Genomic DNA, 15,570 nt, shown 5'->3' with positions numbered 1-15,570 from the left:
GCTCCGCCCTAGTGTCGCACCCTGACATAGGTCCCCGGGGCCGCGGCGCCGGCCTTGAGTTTGCCCGAACCGACCTTGCGGGCCTTGACCTTGTCGTCGGCCGCGGCGGCGTCGAGCCAGCCCTGCCATTCGGGCCACCACGAGCCGGTCTTCTGCTCGGCGCGGGCCAGCCAGGCATCGGCGTCGACAGGCGCCTCGTCATTGGTCCAGTAGCCGTGCTTGTTGGCCGCCGGCGGATTGATCATGCCGGCGTTGTGGCCCGAGCCGCCCAACAGGAAGCGGGTCGGCCCGCCGAAGAAGCGCCGGCCGGCATAGGTGTTCTTCCAGGCCGAGACGTGGTCGTCCTTCAAGGCCACGATCATGACCGGGGTCTCGATGGTCTTCAGGTCCAGCGCCACACCGTCGATCTCGACCCCGCCGTCTTTGAGCCGGTTGCCGCGCAGGATCTGGCGGCCGTATTCCTTGAGCATCCGGGCCGGAATGCGCGAGCCGTCGTCGAACCACCACAGCAGGTCCGAGGCGCGGGCGTCGTCGCCCAGCAGATAGTGGTTCACCACCGAGGACCAGATCAGATCGTTGGCCCGCACCGCCGAGAAAAGTTTGGTCAGGTCGTGGGCCTCGACATAGCCCTTCTCGTCCAGATAGCGGTCGAAGGCCCTGAGGTCGTCCTCGCCCGTGAACACCGACCATTCGCCCATGTCCCCGAAGTCGACGAGGGTGGCGATCAGCGTCGCCGAGGCGATCCGGTCGGCGCCGCCGGTCTTCGCCAGATACGCCAGCGTCATGGCCGAGAGCGTGCCGCCGAGGCAATAGGAGACCAGGTCCGCGTCGGGCTCGCCCGTCGCCAGCTCAACCGCGTCCAGGGCCGCGATCACGCCGTCCTTCACATAGGCGTCCATGCCGTTGTCGGCGTGGCTCTCGTCCGGATTGGCCCAGGAGATGACGAAGACGGTGTGGCCCTGGTCGACCAGCCATTTCAGATAACTGGCCTTAGGGGTCAGGTCGAAGAGGTAGTATTTGTTGACCAGCGGCGGCACGAACAGCAGTGGGCGGCGATAGACCTTGTCGGTCGTCGGCGCATACTGGATCAGCTCCATCAGGTCGTTCCTGAACACAACCGCGCCCGGCGTGGCGGCGACGTTGACGCCGAGTTCGAAGTCATTGGGCGCGCGACGGCCGACCAGCCCCTGCCCCTTGCCGATGTCTTCCAGCAGGTTGGACAGGCCGGTCATCAGGTTCAGGCCTCCGCTCTCGATGGTGCGGCGGGCCACCTGCGGATTGGTGTGCGGGAAGTTGGTCGGCGCCAGGGCGTTCATCATCTGGCGGCTGGCGAAGTCGACCTGGGCGCGGGTCGCGTCATCGACCGGGGCCGAGGCGACGAAATCCTGCAGCTGGCGCGCGGCCAGCAGATAGGCTTGTTTCAGATAGTCGTAGACGGGCTCGTCGCTCCACGCCGGATCGGCGAAGCGGCGGTCACCCCTGGCCGGGGCGGCGGCGGGAGCGGCTTCCTGGCCCAGGGCCCGTTCGCCCATGGTGCGCCACAGGGCGGTCCAGTCGTTCCAATTCCTGGTCTGGGCCTCGAACAGGGCGGCCGGCCGCATCATCACCGCGGTGTTGAAGTCGATCATCGCCCGCGTCAGCGTGGTCGGGTCGTAGGGCAGCGCCTGCGGCGTGGTCGCCTGGACCATGGTGGTGCGCACCGCGGCGGCGGCGTTGTGCATCAGGGCCGTCAGCGTCTCGGCCACGACGGTCGGATCGGGCAGCTGGGGAACCGGCGGCGGGGAAACGGTCATGCAGGCTTTCCGATCAGAGGGAAACGAGGATGTCCACGGCCACGCAGTCGCGCGGGGCCACGAACAGCAACGCCAGCGCCCTGTCGGGGTTCTCGGCCGTCCAGATCGGGCAGGGATCGCCGATTGCGTCGATCAGCGCGGCTGCCGAACGGGCCGGAAAGGTCGAGGTGGCGAGCGAATAGGCCGCGGCGTCGAAAGCCATGACGGGTGTCCTGAGAACGGAGACGTTCGGATGGCGGCGGTATGTCATGGCTTTTATGTTCTGACGATGCCAAGGTTTGCGTAATCGTTGTGCGTTTTTGCACAGGAGCGGATGTGGCGGATTTCAACTGGAATGACCTGCGCGCCTTCCTCGCCGTGGCTCGTACCGGTCGGCTGACGGCCGCGGCGACGCGGACGGCGATGGACCACACCACCGTGGCCCGGCGCATCGCGGCGCTGGAGGACGGGCTCGGCGCCCGTCTGTTCGACCGCAGCCCTCAAGGCTACGCCCTGACCCCGCACGGCGAGCGGCTGATGCCGACGGCCGAACGGATCGAGAGCCTGACCCTGCTGGCCGCCAGCGAACTGGGCGAGGCCGACCAGGCCCTGACCGGCACCGTGCGGATCGGCGCGCCCGAAGGGTTCGGCAGCTATGTCCTGGCGCCGCTGATGGCGAAGCTCGCCGATCGGCACCCGGAACTGGACATCCAGCTGGTGGCCATTTCCGGCGTGCTCAGCCTGTCCAAGCGCGAGGCCGACATCGCCGTGACCCTCAGCGCGCCGCGCGAGGGCCGGCTGATCTCGCGCAAGCTGACCGACTACGGCCTCAGCCTGTACGCCGCGCCGGCCTATCTGGACGCCCGACCGCCGATCCGGACCCGCGCCGACATGGCCGGCCATCGGTTCATCGGCTACATCGGCGACCTGCTCTATGCGCCCGAGCTCGACTATATGCAGGCTCCCGACGTCGACATCCACGTCGCCCTGCAGAGCTCCAACCTGATCGCCCAGCTGCAGGCGGCCCTGGCGGGCGCGGGCCTGTGCGTGCTGCCCGACTTCATCGCCACGCGTGAGGCCGGCCTGCGGCGGGTGCTGCCGGACGCCGTGCATCTGGACCGCAGCCTGTGGCTGGTCACCCACGCCGACCTCAAGCCCCTCGCCCGTATCCGCGCGGTGACGGCGATGATCGTCGAGGCGGTCAAGGCTGACCGGGCCATGTTCACCGGCGGCTGAGCTACCCGGGCAAGGCGTTGCGAGCCAGGGCGATGGCCCCCAGCGGCCCGGCCCGGGCGCCCAGCCCGGGCGGCTGAACGAATGCGTCGAGGCCGGCCGCGATCCGGTCGGCGGTCGCGTAGCCCGCGAGACTGTCGATCAGGGCGGCGCGCAGGCGCGGGAACAGCCAGGCCTGCCCATCCGCCACGCCGCCGCCGATCAGGATGCGCTCGGGCGCGGTGGTCAGGACCAGATTGTGCAAGAGGCCGCCCAGGGCGTGGACGACCATGGTCCAGGCGGGATCGTCGGATTCGAGCGCGCCGCCCGGCCGTCCGGCCCGCGCTGCCACCGCCGGGCCGGAAGCCAGCCCCTCCACGCAGTCGCCGTGGTAGGGGCAGACGCCCGGCCAGTCGTCTCCTTTCAGGCGTCCGACCCGCAGATGCCCCGCCTCGGAATGGCCCAACCCCCGCACCGGACGACCGTCGATGACGGAACCCACCCCGATCCCGGTCCCGACGGTGACATAGGCGTAGCTCCGCAGCCCTCGCGCCGCCCCCCAGCGGCCCTCCGCGAAAGCCGCGCCATTGACGTCGGTGTCGATGACGACCGGCACGCCCATGTTCTCGCCCAGCGCGGTCAGCGCCCACCCGCCCCAGCCCGGCTTCGGGGTGGCGACGATCTGACCGAAACGGGGCGAGCGGTCGTCCAGATCCAGCGGGCCGAAGCTGGCCACGCCGAGGGCCTCGAACCCCGACCCGGCGCGCCACTTTTCCAGCACCGCGGCGATGGCCGGCAGGGTCTCTTCCGGCGTCGTCGTCGGTATCCGCACCTCGTCGCGGACGTCTTCCGGGCCGGCCGCCAGCAGGCAGACGATCTTGGTGCCGCCCAGTTCCACCCCCGCCATCAGCGGTTCGTCAGTCCGATAGGTCATGATCCCACCCTGCCCGGTCGGACAGGTTTCGGCTACCCGTGCAACCAATTGTGGACTATCGCCGGAATATGTTTCAAGCTTAAAACATGTCGTCGGATCACGCCATCAGAAGCATCGCCGTCGTGGGCGCCGGGCCGGGCGGCCTGTACCTCGCGATTTCCCTGAAGCTGCGCGATCCCTCGCTCGATGTCGTCGTGCACGAGCGCAACCAGGCCGATGACACCTTCGGCTGGGGCGTGGTCTTCTCGGACCAGACGCTGGCCAATTTGAAAGCCAATGACCCCGAAACCGCCGCGATCATAGAGGCCGCCTTCGTCCACTGGGACGACATCGACGTGCACATCCACGGCCGAACCATCCGCTCCGGCGGACACGGCTTCGCCGGCATTGGCCGGCAGCGCCTTCTGACGATCCTGCAGGAACGCGCCCGGTCGCTGGGCGTCGACCTGCGGTTCCAGAGCGAGGTCGCCGACATCCTGGCTCTGGACGCCGACGTCGTCGTGGCCGCTGACGGCCTGAACAGCCGCACCCGCAACGACAGCCCCGAGGTGTTCGGCGTCGACATCGACATCCGGACCAACAAATACATCTGGCTGGGCACGAGACAGTCGTTCGACGCCTTCACCTTCGCTTTTGTCGACACTCCGCACGGCTGGATCTGGGCCCACGCCTACCAGTTTGAACCCGGAGCCTCGACCTTCATCGTCGAATGCACCGAGGCGACCTGGCGCGGGCTCGGCTTCGACGGGATGGATCAGGACCAGACCTGCCGCGCGGCGGAGGCCCTGTTCGCCGACTGGCTGGGCGGCCATGCCCTGATGAGCAATGCGAGGCACCTGCGCGGCTCGGCCTGGCTGAATTTCCCGCGCGTGGCCTGTTCCAATTGGCGCGACGGCAAGGTGGTGCTGCTGGGCGACGCCGCCCACACGGCGCATTTCTCCATCGGCTCGGGCACCAAGCTGGCGTTCGAAGACGCGATCCGGTTGGCCGGGGCCCTGACCGGGGGCGGCGATCTGGACGACGCCCTGGCCGCCTACGAGATCGAGCGCCGTGTCGAGGTGCTGAAGCTGCAGAGCGCGGCCCGCAACTCCACGGAATGGTTCGAGACGGTCGACCGTTACGTCGGTCTCGACCCGCTGCAGTTCGCCTACAGTCTGCTGACCCGCAGCCAGCGCGTCAGCCACGAGAACCTGCGACTGCGCGACCGCGACTTCCTCACAGGCGTCGAGCGCTGGTTCGCCGACAACGCAGGCGCTCCCCCTACGGACAATCCCCCCGCGCCGATGTTCGCGCCGCTGCGCCTGCGCGGCCTGACCCTGCCCAACCGCGTCGTCGTCTCGCCCATGTGCATGTACTCGGCCGAGGAGGGGATGGTCGGAGACTTCCATCTGGTCCATCTGGGTGCCCGCGCCCTGGGCGGCGCGGGACTGGTCTTCACCGAGATGACCGACGTCTCGGCCGATGGCCGCATCACCCCCGGCTGCGCCGGTATGTACCGACCGGAACACCGCGACGCCTGGAAACGGATCGTCGACTTCGTTCACGCCCAAGGGTCCCGCATCGCCATCCAGCTGGCCCACGCGGGCCGCAAGGGTTCGGTCGAACGGCCCTGGGGACCGCGCGCCGACCAGCCGCTGGAGAACGGCTGGCCCCTGATCGCTGCCTCCGCCATTCCGTGGTCGGACGAAGACCAGCTTCCGCGGGAGATGACCCGCGCCGACATGGACCGCGTCCGCGACGACTTCGTCCGCGCCACGGTCTGGGCCCACGAGGCCGGATTCGACATGGTCGAGTTGCACGGCGCCCACGGCTACCTGCTGTCATCCTTCCTCACGCCGGTCTCGAACCACCGCACCGACGAGTACGGCGGCTCCGTCGAGAACCGGCTGCGCTTCCCGCTGGAGGTCTTCGCCGCCATGCGCGCCGTCTGGCCGGACGACAAGCCGATGTCGGTGCGCCTGTCCGCCACCGACTGGGTCGACGACGGCCTGACGTCCGCGGACTCAGTCGCCATCGCCCGCGCCTTCGCCGAAGCCGGCTGCGACCTGATCGACGTCTCGGCCGGCCAGACCTCGGAGGAGGCGCGGCCCGTCTACGGCCGCATGTTCCAGACCCCGTTCAGCGATCGCATCCGCAACGAGGCGGGCGTGTCCACCATGGCTGTCGGCAACATCTTTGAGACCGACCACGTGAACAGCATTCTCGCCGCCGGCCGCGCCGACCTGTGCGCCCTCGCCCGCCCGCATCTGGCCGATCCGAACTGGAGCCTGCGCGCGGCCGCCGAGCTGGGCTGGCGCGGTCAGAAGCCGCCGGTCCAGTATCTCGCCGGCTTCGCCCAGCTGGCCCGAAACCTCGAGAAGCAGCAGCAGGCGGGACCGGTATGAGCCTGGCGGGACATCACGCGGTGGTCACAGGCGCCGGCTCCGGCATCGGCCGGGCCACGGCCGACCGCCTGGCCGAGGCCGGATGTCAGGTCACCCTGATCGGCCGCCACCTCGCCCGCCTCAACGAGACGGCCGACCGCATCGGCGACCTCGCCTTCGTCGCACCCGCCGACGTCACCGACCCGGACGCCCTTGCCGCCGCCATCGAGGCCGGCCGCGACCGGTTTGGCCCGATCGACATCCTGGTCAACAACGCGGGCGCCGCCACCTCGGCCCCCTTCCTCAGGACCGACGCCGATGCCTTCCGCGCCATGCTGGCCCTTAACCTCGAGGCCCCCGCCGAGGCCGCCCGGCTGGTCCTGCCCGGCATGCTGACCCGCCGCCGGGGCCGCATCGTCAACGTCGCCTCGACCGCGGGGCTGAAGGGCTACGCCTACGTCTCGGCCTATGTCGCGGCCAAGCACGGCCTCGTCGGCCTGACCCGGGCCCTGGCGCTGGAGGTCGCCAGCAAGGGCGTGACCGTCAACGCCGTCTGCCCCGGTTTTACCGACACGGACCTCGTCGCCCGCTCGGTCGAGGCCATCACCGGCAAGACCGGACGCAGCGAGGAAGAGGCCCGCGCCGCCCTGGCCGCCTCCAACCCGCAGGGCCGGCTGATCACGCCGGACGAGGTGGCCCAGACCATCGTCTGGCTGTGCGGCGACGGGGCCTCGGGCGTCAACGGCGCCGCCGTTCCGGTCGCGGGCGGCGAGCTGTGAGCCCGGCCGCCACCCACCTGCCTGATCGCCCCCTCCCCGACAGATTGGGCGGCGCGCCGGACGGCAAGCGGTCCCTGCGCCTGTGGCTGCGGCTGCTGACCTGCGCCACCACCATCGAACAGACCATCTCCCACCGCCTGCGCGACGAGTTCGGCTCGACCCTGCCCCGTTTCGACATGCTGTCGGCGCTGGACCGCGCCGGCGAGGCCGGCCTGACCATGGGCGAGGTCTCGCGCATGCTGATGGTCTCCAACGGCAACGTTACCGGACTGGCCGCGCGCCTCAAGGTCGACGGCCTGATCGAGGCCATGGCCGGGGCCGACCGCCGGGTTCAGCGCGTGCGCCTGACGCCCCTGGGCCAAACCCGGTTCACCGCCATGGCCCGGGCGCACGAACGCTGGATCGAGGCCCTGTTCGCCGACCTGACCGAGACCGAGGCCGACGAGCTGACCCGCCTGCTGGAGCGCGCCAAGCGATCGCTCCACGCCACCACTCACGAGGAGCTGAACGGATGAAGGCGCGCGACTACAAGGCGGCCCATTTCCTGTGGTCGGTCGACGACGACGGCGTCGCCACCCTGACCCTGAACCGGCCCGAGCGGAAGAACCCCCTGACGTTCGACTCCTACGCCGAGATGCGCGACCTGTTCCGCGCCCTGGTCCACGCCGACGACTGCAAGGTGGTGATCGTCACGGGCGCCGGCGGAAACTTCTCATCGGGCGGGGACGTGCACGAGATCATCGGCCCGCTGACCAGAATGGACATGCCGGCCCTGCTGAACTTCACCCGGATGACCGGCGATCTGGTCAAGGCCATGCGCGGCTGTCCGCAGCCCGTCATCGCCGCGCTGGACGGGGTCTGCGTCGGAGCCGGCGCCATCATGGCCATGGCCTCGGACCTGCGGATCGCCACGCCGCGCACGAAGACCGCCTTCCTGTTCACCCGCGTCGGCCTGGCCGGCTGCGACATGGGCGCGTGCGCCATCCTGCCCCGCCAGATCGGTCAGGGCCGCGCGTCGGAGCTGCTGTTCACCGGTCGGGTCATGACCGCCGACGAGGGCGAGCGCTGGGGCTTCCACAACCGCGTCGTCGAGGGCGAGGCCCTGATGGAGACGACGCTGGATCTGGCCCGCTCGCTGGCCCGGGGGCCGACCTTCGCCCACGGCATAACCAAGAACCAGCTCAACGTCGAATGGGACATGAGCCTGGACGCCGCCATCGAGTCCGAGGCCCAGGCCCAGGCCATCTGCATGAAGACCAACGACTTCCGCCGCGCCTACGAGGCCTTCGCGGCGAAACGCGAGCCGGTGTTCGAGGGGAACTGAGCGATGGCCGCCAAAACCGCCCGTGACACGACCTTCCTCGACTGGCCCTTCTTCGACGACCGCCACCGCGCCTTCGTCGCAGACATCGACGCTTGGGCCGAGGCCAACGGCGATGTGCTTCACCAGCACGGCGACCACGATCTGGACGGCGATTGCAGGACGATCCTGAAGGCGTTGGCCGACGGCGGCTGGCTCAACAACGCCGTCCCGGACGCGAACGGCAAGCTGGACGTGCGCACCCTGTGCCTGACGCGGGAGACCCTGGCCCGCCATTCCGGCTTGGCCGACTTCGTTTTCGCCATGCAGGGCCTGGGCTCCGGCCCCATCAGCCTGTTCGGCACGGACGAGCAGAAGGCGCGCTGGCTGCCCGGCGTGGCGGCGGGTGAAACCATCGCCGCCTTCGCCCTGTCCGAGCCCGACGCGGGCTCCGACGTCGCCGCCCTGTCAACTTCCGCGAGCCGCGAGGGCGACAGCTGGGTCCTCGACGGGACCAAGACCTTCATTTCCAACGGCGGCCTCGCCGATCGCTACACCGTCTTCGCCCGCACCGGCGAAGGGACCGGCGCCAAGGGCATCAGCGCCTTCGTCGTCGACGCCAATACGCCCGGCTTCGAGGTCGTCGAACGCATCCCCCTGATGGCCGCCCATCCGCTGGCCACGATCCGCTTCAACGGCTGCCGCATCGACGGGGACCGCATCCTCGGCGCGCCCGGCGAAGGTTTCCGCATCGCCATGGCCACGCTGGACGTGTTCCGCTCCACGGTCGCCGCCGCCGCCCTCGGCTTCTCGCGCCGCGCCTTCGACGAGGCCGCGTCGCGGACCGTGGCCCGCAAGCTGTTCGGCGCGCCGATGAGCGACCTGCAGCTGGTGCAGGCCTCGCTGGCCGACATGGCCCTGAAGATCGACGCCTCGGCCCTGCTGATCTACCGCGCCGCATGGCTGAAGGATCAGGGCGCGCCGCGCGTCACCCGCGAGGCCGCCATGGCCAAACTCTACGCCACCGACGAGGCCCAGGCCGTGATCGATCAGGCGGTCCAGCTGTTCGGCGGGCTCGGCGTCGTCTCGGGGCATCCGGTCGAGCGGCTGTATCGCGAGATCCGCGCGCTGCGCATCTACGAGGGCGCCTCGGAGGTGCAGAAGATCGTCATCGCCCGACAGGTGCTCGCGGGTCTGGGAGGCGCCTGATGGGGATCAGCGCCCATATCGACCGGTTCGTCCTCGATCATCTGCCGCCGGCGGATCAGCAGCCGGAACTGGTCTTCGACCTGCCGGAACTGGCCTGGCCCGAGCGACTGAACGCGGGGGTCGAACTGCTTCGCCGGGCCATCGAGGCCGGCGGCCCCGACGCCCGCGCCCTGATAGACGTCGATCACGAATTTTCGTGGAGCCGCGTCGACGCCATCTCGGGCCGGATGGCGCGGGTGCTGGTCGAGGAGATGGGGCTGGTCCCGGGCAACCGGGTGCTGCTGCACGGACCGAACTCGTCCTGGACGGTGATGGCGTGGTTCGCGATCCTGAAAGCGGGCGGCGTGGTCGTGGCGACCATGCCCATGCTGCGCGCCGCGGAACTGGCCACCGTCATCGACAAGGCGCAGATCAGCCACGCGCTCGTCTATGAGGCCTTCGCCGAGGTGGTCGCCGAAGCGCGCACGACGACGCCGTCCCTGACGCATGTCATGGGCTCCGCCGCCCTGCAGAGGGCGGCCCGGGCCCTGCCGATGGGTTTCCGCTTCGAGGCCGTCGGCACCGCGGCCGATGATCCGGCCCTGATCGCCTTTACCTCCGGCACCACCGGCAAGCCCAAGGGCTGCGTGCATTTTCATCGCGACATCCTGGCCATGGCCGACACCTTCGCAAAGCACATCGTCGGCCTGACGAAGGACGACATCGTCGTCGGCACCCCGCCGATCGCCTTCACCTTCGGCCTCGGAGGGCTGGTGGTCTTCCCGGCCGCCGCAGGCGCCGCCACCGCCTTCGCCAGCCGCCCCGGCTTCGACGCCCTGGCCGAGACCATCGCTCGTCAGCGCGCCACCGCCCTGTTCACCGCCCCTACCGGCTACCGCGCCCTGCTGAAGCTGGCCGGCGACCATGACCTGTCGAGCCTGCGAACCTGCGTCTCGGCCGGCGAGGCCCTGCCCGCCGCCACCTCTGACGCCTGGCACGAGGCGACCGGGATCCGCATCATCGACGGCATCGGCTCGACCGAGATGATCCACGTCTTCATCTCGGCGCGCGGCGACGACATCCGTCCCGGCTCCACGGGAAAGGCCGTGCCCGGCTATCAGGCCCGGATCGTCGACGACGCCGGCCGGCCCCTGCCCCCCGGCGAGACCGGCCGCCTGGCGGTTCGCGGGCCGACGGGCTGTCGCTATCTCGATGACGAGCGGCAGGCGGCCTATGTGAAGGACGGCTGGAACCTGACCGGCGACGTCTACCGGCTGGATGAGGACGGCTATTTCTGGTTCGTCGCCCGGTCCGACGACATGATTATCTCATCCGGCTACAATATCGGCGCCCCGGAAGTGGAACACGCGCTGCTGCGCCACCCCTCCGTCGCCGAGGCCGCCGTCATCGGCGCCCCCGACCCCGAACGCGGCCAGATCGTCCAGGCCTTCGTGGTGCTGAATGAGGGCCATACCCCGTCCGACGCCCTGCGCGCCGAGCTCCAGACCTTCGTGAAGGGCGTCATCGCCCCCTACAAATACCCGCGCGGCCTCGATTTCGTGGACGCCCTGCCCAGGACCCAGACCGGCAAGCTGCAACGCTTCCGGCTCAAGGAGTCGACATGACGGGCCAGGTCTTCACCGTCGAACGCCGCGTCCGCTTCGCCGACTGCGACGCGGCCGGCATCGTCTTCTTCCCGCGTTATTTCGAGATGCTGAACGGGGTGGTCGAGGACTGGTTCGCCGGCCCGCTCCAGGCCTCGTTCCGTGAACTGCACGTCAACCGACATGTCAGTGTGCCGACCGCCGCCGTCGAAGCCCGGTTCATCGCTCCCTCGCGGCTGGAGGACGAGCTGACCTTCGCCCTGACGGTGACGAAGCTGGGCGGCGCCTCCTGCGGCCTGCGCCACCGCATCAGCTCGGGCGGCGACCTCCGTTTCGAGGCGACCCAGACCATCGTCTACGTCGGCGCCTCGCTGAAGCCCGAACCCTGGCCCGAGCCCCTGCGCGCCCGCATCGCCCCTTTCGTGGAGACCGTCCCATGAACCGCGTCCTGCTGCCGGAAGGCTGGCCCAGGCCCAGGGGTTATTCCAACGGCGTCGAGGCCAGCGGCCGAATGGTCTTTGTCGCCGGCCAGATCGGCTGGACGCCCGAAGGCGTGTTCGCCGAGACGGGTTTCGCCGGTCAGTTCCGCCAGACGATCAACAACACCCTCGCCGTCCTGACGGAAGCGGGCGCCGGTCCCGAACATATCGTCCGCATGACCTGGTACGTGGTCGACAAGCGCGAATACCTGGCCGCCCTGCGCGAGATCGGCGCGATCTGGCGCGAGCTGATCGGGACTCACTACCCCGCCATGGCCGTGGTCGAGGTCAAGGGACTGATCGAGGATGCCGCCCGCATCGAGATCGAGACCACGGCCGTCGTCCCCGCGTGATGCTTGGCGCCGCGCGATTCCGGGGCCAAAGCTGAACCATGCGGCTGCACGACGACGTCCTTGGCGCCCTTGAAGCCGAGGCCATTCACATCTTCCGGGAGGTCGCCGCCGAATGCGAGCGGCCTGTGCTGCTGTTCTCGGGCGGCAAGGACTCGGCCGTCCTGCTGCATCTGGCGAGGAAGGCCTTCTATCCCGCCCCGCCGCCCTTCCCCCTGCTGCACGTCGATACCACCTGGAAATTCCGCGAGATGTACGCCTTCCGCGACCGGGCGGCGGCGGATGCGGGGATGCAGCTTTTCGTCCACCGCAATCCCGAAGCCGAGGCCGAGGAGGTCAATCCGTTCGATCACGGCGCCGGCGTCCACACCGATTTGTGGAAGACGCAGGGGCTGAAACAGGCGCTGGTCCTGCACCGGTTCGACGCGGCCTTCGGCGGCGCCCGCCGCGACGAGGAGAAGAGCCGGGCCAAGGAGCGGATCGTCTCGATCCGCAGCGCCGCCCACGGCTGGGACCCCAAACGCCAGCGGCCCGAGCTCTGGAGCCTTTACAATACCCGCCTGAACGCCGGGGAATCCCTGCGCGTCTTCCCCCTGTCTAACTGGACCGAGATCGACGTCTGGCGCTACGTCCAGCGCGAGGCCGTCGCCCTGCCCTCCCTCTACTTCGCCGCCGAACGGCTCGTCATCGAGCGCGACGGCGCCCTGCTGATGGTCGACGACAACCGTATGGCTCTTCGCCCCGGCGAACAGCCGTGCCTACGCCGCGTACGTTTCCGCACCCTCGGCTGCTGGCCCCTGACCGCCGCCGTCGAGAGCGACGCAGACACCCTGGACGCCGTCGTCCGCGAGGTGCGCCAGGCCTCGATGTCGGAACGTCAGGGCCGCGCCATCGACCATGACCCCGCCGCCTCCATGGAGCGGAAGAAGCGCGAGGGCTATTTTTGATGGCTCCCGACACCGGTCCCCGCGAAATCGTCCGCCTCATCACCTGCGGCTCCGTCGACGACGGCAAGTCGACCCTGATCGGCCGCCTGCTGCACGAGGCCGGCGCCGTGCCCTCGGACCAGACGGCGGCCCTGCCCCTGATCGACGGCGAGCCGGACCTGTCCTTCCTCGTCGACGGCCTGGCCGCCGAGCGCGAGCAGGGCATCACCATCGACGTCGCCTACCGCTTTTTCGACATCGGCGAGCGCCGCTTCATCCTCGCCGACACGCCGGGGCATGAGCAGTACACGCGCAACATGGTCACCGCCGCCTCGACGGCGGACATCGCCGTCGTCCTGATCGACGCGCGCAAGGGCATCCTGACCCAGACCCGGCGGCACAGCCGGCTGCTGGCCCTGCTGGGCGTCCGGCGCGTGGTGCTGGCGGTCAACAAGATGGATCTGGTCGACGGGTCGCGGGACCGGTTCGAGGCCATCGTCGACGACTACCGCGCCTTCGCCGCCTCGATCGGCCTGACCGACGTCACCGCCATTCCCCTCAGCGCGAGGCGAGGCGACAACGTCCTGACGGCCGGCGCGTCCATGCCTTGGTACGCGGGCCCGCCGCTGATGGCGCATCTCGAGACGGTGCGCGTTTCGGAAGTCGCATCCGGTCCGCTGCGCATGGCGGTCCAGGGCGTGACCCGGCACGCGGATTTCCGCGGCTTCACAGGCCGCATCGAGTCCGGCGCCGCCCGTCCCGGCGACGTCATTCGCATCCTGCCGTCGGGCGTCAGCGCGTCGATCGACCGGATCGTCGCTTTGGTCGGAGACCTCGACGAAGCCCGCGCGGGCCAGTCCGTCACCTTGACCCTGACCCCCGATGTCGACGTCTCGCGCGGCGACCTGATCGCATCCGCCGACGCTCCGCCCGAGGTCGCCGATCAATTCGACGCCCATGTCGTCTGGATGTCCGACCGGCCGCTGCTGCCGGGCCGGGCGTACTGGCTCAAACTCGGCGCCGCCACCGTGCCCGCCCGGGTCAGCGACATCCGGCACAAGGTCAATGTCGACACCGGCGAGGACCTGGCCGCCGCGACCCTGACGCTGAATGACATCGGCCGCTGCACCCTGGCGCTCGACGCCCCTGTCGCCTTCGAGCCCTACGCCGTCAACCGCGACCTCGGCGGCTTCATCCTGATCGACCGGATGACCAACGAAACCGCCGGCGCGGGCATGATCCGCTTCGCTCTGCGCCGCTCGGCCAATGTCCGGCCCCAGGCGCTGAGCGTCAGCCGCGCCGACCGCGCCGCCCTGAAGCGCCAGTCGCCGCTGGTGCTCTGGTTCACCGGCCTGTCAGGCGCCGGCAAGTCGACCATCGCCAACCGCGTCGAGCAGCGGTTGAACGCCGAGGGCCTCCACACCGTCCTGCTGGACGGCGACAACGTCCGCCATGGCCTGAACCGCGACCTGGGCTTCACCGACGCCGATCGGGTCGAGAACATCCGCCGCGTCGCCGAGGTTGCCCGGCTGATGACCGACGCGGGGCTGATCGTCCTGGTTTCCTTCATCTCCCCGTTCCGCGACGAACGCCGAATGGCGCGAGAGCGGATGGAGCCGGGCGAGTTCGTGGAAATCTTCGTCGACGCCCCGCTCGAGGTCGCCGAGGCGCGCGACGTCAAGGGCCTGTACGCCAAGGCCCGCGCCGGCCAGCTCGCTAATTTCACCGGCGTCGACAGCGCCTATGAGGCGCCCGAGGCGCCCGAACTCCGCATCGACGCCGCCGCCTGCTCGCCCGGCGAGGCCGCGGATCAGGTTCTGGCGCTCGTCAGGGCGCGCCAGACGGGCTGATCAGACGCCGGGCCGGCGCCCGGCGTCGCGGAACGGGTCAATCCCGACTGCCTTTGCCGAACCGCCACTTCATGACCAGGACTCCCGCCGCCATGACGAGAGCGCAGGCGTTGGCGACGACGATGGGCCAAGCCGTCGTCAGCACGCCATAGGCCGTCCACAGCACGAAACACGCGACCGTCAGGGAATAGGTCTTGAGAGACACCGCCGATGCGTCGCGCGTCTTCCAGATCTTGATCATCTGCGGCGCGAAACTGACGATCGAGCACAGGGCCGCGGCGGACCCGACGACATTGGCGATCAGGCCGCTCACGGCGTCGGCTTGCGGGAGGGTTTCTTGCGAGACCCCGTTCCGGCGGGCTTGGTCTTCGGCCGCGCCCGTTTCGGCTGTACCGCCCCGATCGCCTCGGCCCTGGCGCCCGGAGTGCCGCCGATGGCTCGTGCGGGCTTGCCGGCGTGCACCGCCAACCCCCGTTCCTCCACCTCCTCAAGGATGGCGTCCAGCTCCTTCTCCGTCAGATGCTCGATGCCGATGAAGCGCGCATCCGCCCGCTTCACCGCGAACACCAGCTCATCCAGCTTGGCTTGCATCGCCGCCCCGTCTCGATTCTGGGTGTTCTGGATCAGGAACACCATCAGGAAGGTGACGATGGTGGTGCCGGTGTTGATGACCAGTTGCCAGGACTCGCTGAACTTGAAGATCGGTCCGGATACGGCCCACAACAGAACGATGACGAGGCAGGCGATGAAGGTCCAGGGCTTGCCTGCCACCTTGGCCGTGGCTGTGGCGAATTTGACGAACTGCTTTTCCAT

At 69.5% G+C, this 15,570-nt stretch carries 16 protein-coding genes; 11 read left to right on the top strand and 5 right to left on the bottom strand.

Annotation, left to right across the window (positions count from 1 at the left end; all coding sequences use genetic code 11):
- Nucleotides 1-8 precede the first annotated feature (8 nt).
- Together Q8Q71_RS15440 and Q8Q71_RS15435 are read right to left on the bottom strand one after the other, a co-directional pair.
- Nucleotides 9-1,793: an alpha/beta hydrolase gene (locus tag Q8Q71_RS15440; protein ID WP_305760487.1), complete on the bottom strand. Its 1,785-nt coding sequence runs from the start codon at nt 1,791-1,793 to the stop codon at nt 9-11.
- 13 nt (nt 1,794-1,806) lie between these two features.
- Complete coding sequence (locus Q8Q71_RS15435) at nt 1,807-1,995, bottom strand: hypothetical protein (protein WP_305760486.1); 189 nt, start codon at nt 1,993-1,995, stop codon at nt 1,807-1,809.
- 113 nt (nt 1,996-2,108) lie between these two features.
- Between Q8Q71_RS15435 and Q8Q71_RS15430 the strand changes: the two genes are divergently transcribed.
- Nucleotides 2,109-3,008, top strand: a complete 900-nt coding sequence (locus Q8Q71_RS15430; protein WP_305760485.1) for a LysR family transcriptional regulator — start codon at nt 2,109-2,111, stop codon at nt 3,006-3,008.
- 1 nt (nt 3,009) lies between these two features.
- Here Q8Q71_RS15430 and Q8Q71_RS15425 read toward each other — a convergent pair whose 3' ends face one another.
- On the bottom strand, nt 3,010-3,918 hold the full coding sequence (locus tag Q8Q71_RS15425; RefSeq protein WP_305760484.1) for an ROK family protein: 909 nt from the start codon (nt 3,916-3,918) through the stop codon (nt 3,010-3,012).
- Between the two features lie 86 nt (nt 3,919-4,004).
- Here Q8Q71_RS15425 and Q8Q71_RS15420 point away from each other — a divergent pair, with 86 nt between their 5' ends.
- The 10 genes from Q8Q71_RS15420 to cysC are packed head-to-tail and all read left to right on the top strand — an operon-like array spanning nt 4,005 to nt 14,757.
- Complete coding sequence (locus Q8Q71_RS15420; RefSeq protein ID WP_305760483.1) at nt 4,005-6,302, top strand: bifunctional salicylyl-CoA 5-hydroxylase/oxidoreductase; 2,298 nt, start codon at nt 4,005-4,007, stop codon at nt 6,300-6,302.
- Entirely contained in the window at nt 6,299-7,060 is a 762-nt protein-coding gene (locus tag Q8Q71_RS15415) for an SDR family NAD(P)-dependent oxidoreductase (protein WP_305760482.1), read from the top strand. Before Q8Q71_RS15420 ends, Q8Q71_RS15415 begins: the two co-directional genes overlap by 4 nt.
- Nucleotides 7,057-7,575, top strand: coding sequence for a MarR family winged helix-turn-helix transcriptional regulator (locus Q8Q71_RS15410; protein WP_305760481.1), 519 nt, complete (start codon nt 7,057-7,059; stop codon nt 7,573-7,575). Before Q8Q71_RS15415 ends, Q8Q71_RS15410 begins: the two co-directional genes overlap by 4 nt.
- Nucleotides 7,572-8,384, top strand: coding sequence for an enoyl-CoA hydratase family protein (locus Q8Q71_RS15405; protein WP_305760480.1), 813 nt, complete (start codon nt 7,572-7,574; stop codon nt 8,382-8,384). Before Q8Q71_RS15410 ends, Q8Q71_RS15405 begins: the two co-directional genes overlap by 4 nt.
- A 3-nt stretch (nt 8,385-8,387) precedes the next feature.
- Nucleotides 8,388-9,569 carry an acyl-CoA dehydrogenase family protein gene (locus tag Q8Q71_RS15400; protein ID WP_305760479.1) on the top strand — a complete coding sequence of 394 codons (1,182 nt, stop codon included), beginning with the start codon at nt 8,388-8,390 and terminating at the stop codon, nt 9,567-9,569.
- On the top strand, nt 9,569-11,173 hold the full coding sequence (locus Q8Q71_RS15395) for an AMP-binding protein (protein ID WP_305760478.1): 1,605 nt from the start codon (nt 9,569-9,571) through the stop codon (nt 11,171-11,173). Before Q8Q71_RS15400 ends, Q8Q71_RS15395 begins: the two co-directional genes overlap by 1 nt.
- Nucleotides 11,170-11,592 carry a thioesterase family protein gene (locus tag Q8Q71_RS15390; protein ID WP_305760477.1) on the top strand — a complete coding sequence of 141 codons (423 nt, stop codon included), beginning with the start codon at nt 11,170-11,172 and terminating at the stop codon, nt 11,590-11,592. The genes Q8Q71_RS15395 and Q8Q71_RS15390 overlap by 4 nt, the downstream gene beginning before the upstream one ends.
- On the top strand, nt 11,589-11,984 hold the full coding sequence (locus Q8Q71_RS15385) for a RidA family protein (protein ID WP_305760476.1): 396 nt from the start codon (nt 11,589-11,591) through the stop codon (nt 11,982-11,984). Before Q8Q71_RS15390 ends, Q8Q71_RS15385 begins: the two co-directional genes overlap by 4 nt.
- 38 nt (nt 11,985-12,022) lie before the next feature.
- Nucleotides 12,023-12,928 (top strand): sulfate adenylyltransferase subunit CysD, encoded by a 906-nt coding sequence (cysD, locus tag Q8Q71_RS15380; RefSeq protein WP_305760475.1) that lies wholly within the window; start codon nt 12,023-12,025, stop codon nt 12,926-12,928.
- The gene (cysC, locus tag Q8Q71_RS15375) at nt 12,928-14,757 is read left to right on the top strand and encodes an adenylyl-sulfate kinase (RefSeq protein ID WP_305760474.1); all 1,830 of its coding nucleotides are present in this window, start codon (nt 12,928-12,930) and stop codon (nt 14,755-14,757) included. Before cysD ends, cysC begins: the two co-directional genes overlap by 1 nt.
- A gap of 37 nt (nt 14,758-14,794) precedes the next feature.
- Here cysC and Q8Q71_RS15370 read toward each other — a convergent pair whose 3' ends face one another.
- Together Q8Q71_RS15370 and Q8Q71_RS15365 are read right to left on the bottom strand one after the other, a co-directional pair.
- A complete protein-coding gene (locus Q8Q71_RS15370) occupies nt 14,795-15,070 on the bottom strand; it encodes a SemiSWEET family sugar transporter (protein WP_305760473.1) in 276 nt (91 codons plus the stop codon).
- Nucleotides 15,067-15,570 carry a low affinity iron permease family protein gene (locus Q8Q71_RS15365; RefSeq protein WP_305760472.1) on the bottom strand — a complete coding sequence of 168 codons (504 nt, stop codon included), beginning with the start codon at nt 15,568-15,570 and terminating at the stop codon, nt 15,067-15,069. Before Q8Q71_RS15365 ends, Q8Q71_RS15370 begins: the two co-directional genes overlap by 4 nt.

Origin of the sequence: Brevundimonas sp., assembly GCF_030704825.1 — a bacterium.
GTDB lineage: Bacteria > Pseudomonadota > Alphaproteobacteria > Caulobacterales > Caulobacteraceae > Brevundimonas.
Note: the sequence above shows the minus strand (reverse complement) of the source record. Positions and strands in the feature narration are given on the sequence as shown.

Bases quoted from the DNA above. Each gene is read 5' to 3' on its own strand.
- Q8Q71_RS15395 (WP_305760478.1), top strand. From the start codon at position 9,569: ATGGGGATCAGCGCCCATATCGACCGGTTCGTCCTCGATCATCTGCCG.
- Q8Q71_RS15440 (WP_305760487.1), bottom strand. From the start codon at position 1,793: ATGACCGTTTCCCCGCCGCCGGTTCCCCAGCTGCCCGATCCGACCGTC.
- Q8Q71_RS15385 (WP_305760476.1), top strand. From the start codon at position 11,589: ATGAACCGCGTCCTGCTGCCGGAAGGCTGGCCCAGGCCCAGGGGTTAT.
- Q8Q71_RS15435 (WP_305760486.1), bottom strand. From the start codon at position 1,995: ATGGCTTTCGACGCCGCGGCCTATTCGCTCGCCACCTCGACCTTTCCG.
- Q8Q71_RS15405 (WP_305760480.1), top strand. From the start codon at position 7,572: ATGAAGGCGCGCGACTACAAGGCGGCCCATTTCCTGTGGTCGGTCGAC.
- cysD (WP_305760475.1), top strand. From the start codon at position 12,023: ATGCGGCTGCACGACGACGTCCTTGGCGCCCTTGAAGCCGAGGCCATT.
- Q8Q71_RS15415 (WP_305760482.1), top strand. From the start codon at position 6,299: ATGAGCCTGGCGGGACATCACGCGGTGGTCACAGGCGCCGGCTCCGGC.
- Q8Q71_RS15425 (WP_305760484.1), bottom strand. From the start codon at position 3,918: ATGACCTATCGGACTGACGAACCGCTGATGGCGGGGGTGGAACTGGGC.
- Q8Q71_RS15390 (WP_305760477.1), top strand. From the start codon at position 11,170: ATGACGGGCCAGGTCTTCACCGTCGAACGCCGCGTCCGCTTCGCCGAC.
- Q8Q71_RS15365 (WP_305760472.1), bottom strand. From the start codon at position 15,570: ATGGAAAAGCAGTTCGTCAAATTCGCCACAGCCACGGCCAAGGTGGCA.
- Q8Q71_RS15420 (WP_305760483.1), top strand. From the start codon at position 4,005: ATGTCGTCGGATCACGCCATCAGAAGCATCGCCGTCGTGGGCGCCGGG.
- Q8Q71_RS15400 (WP_305760479.1), top strand. From the start codon at position 8,388: ATGGCCGCCAAAACCGCCCGTGACACGACCTTCCTCGACTGGCCCTTC.
- cysC (WP_305760474.1), top strand. From the start codon at position 12,928: ATGGCTCCCGACACCGGTCCCCGCGAAATCGTCCGCCTCATCACCTGC.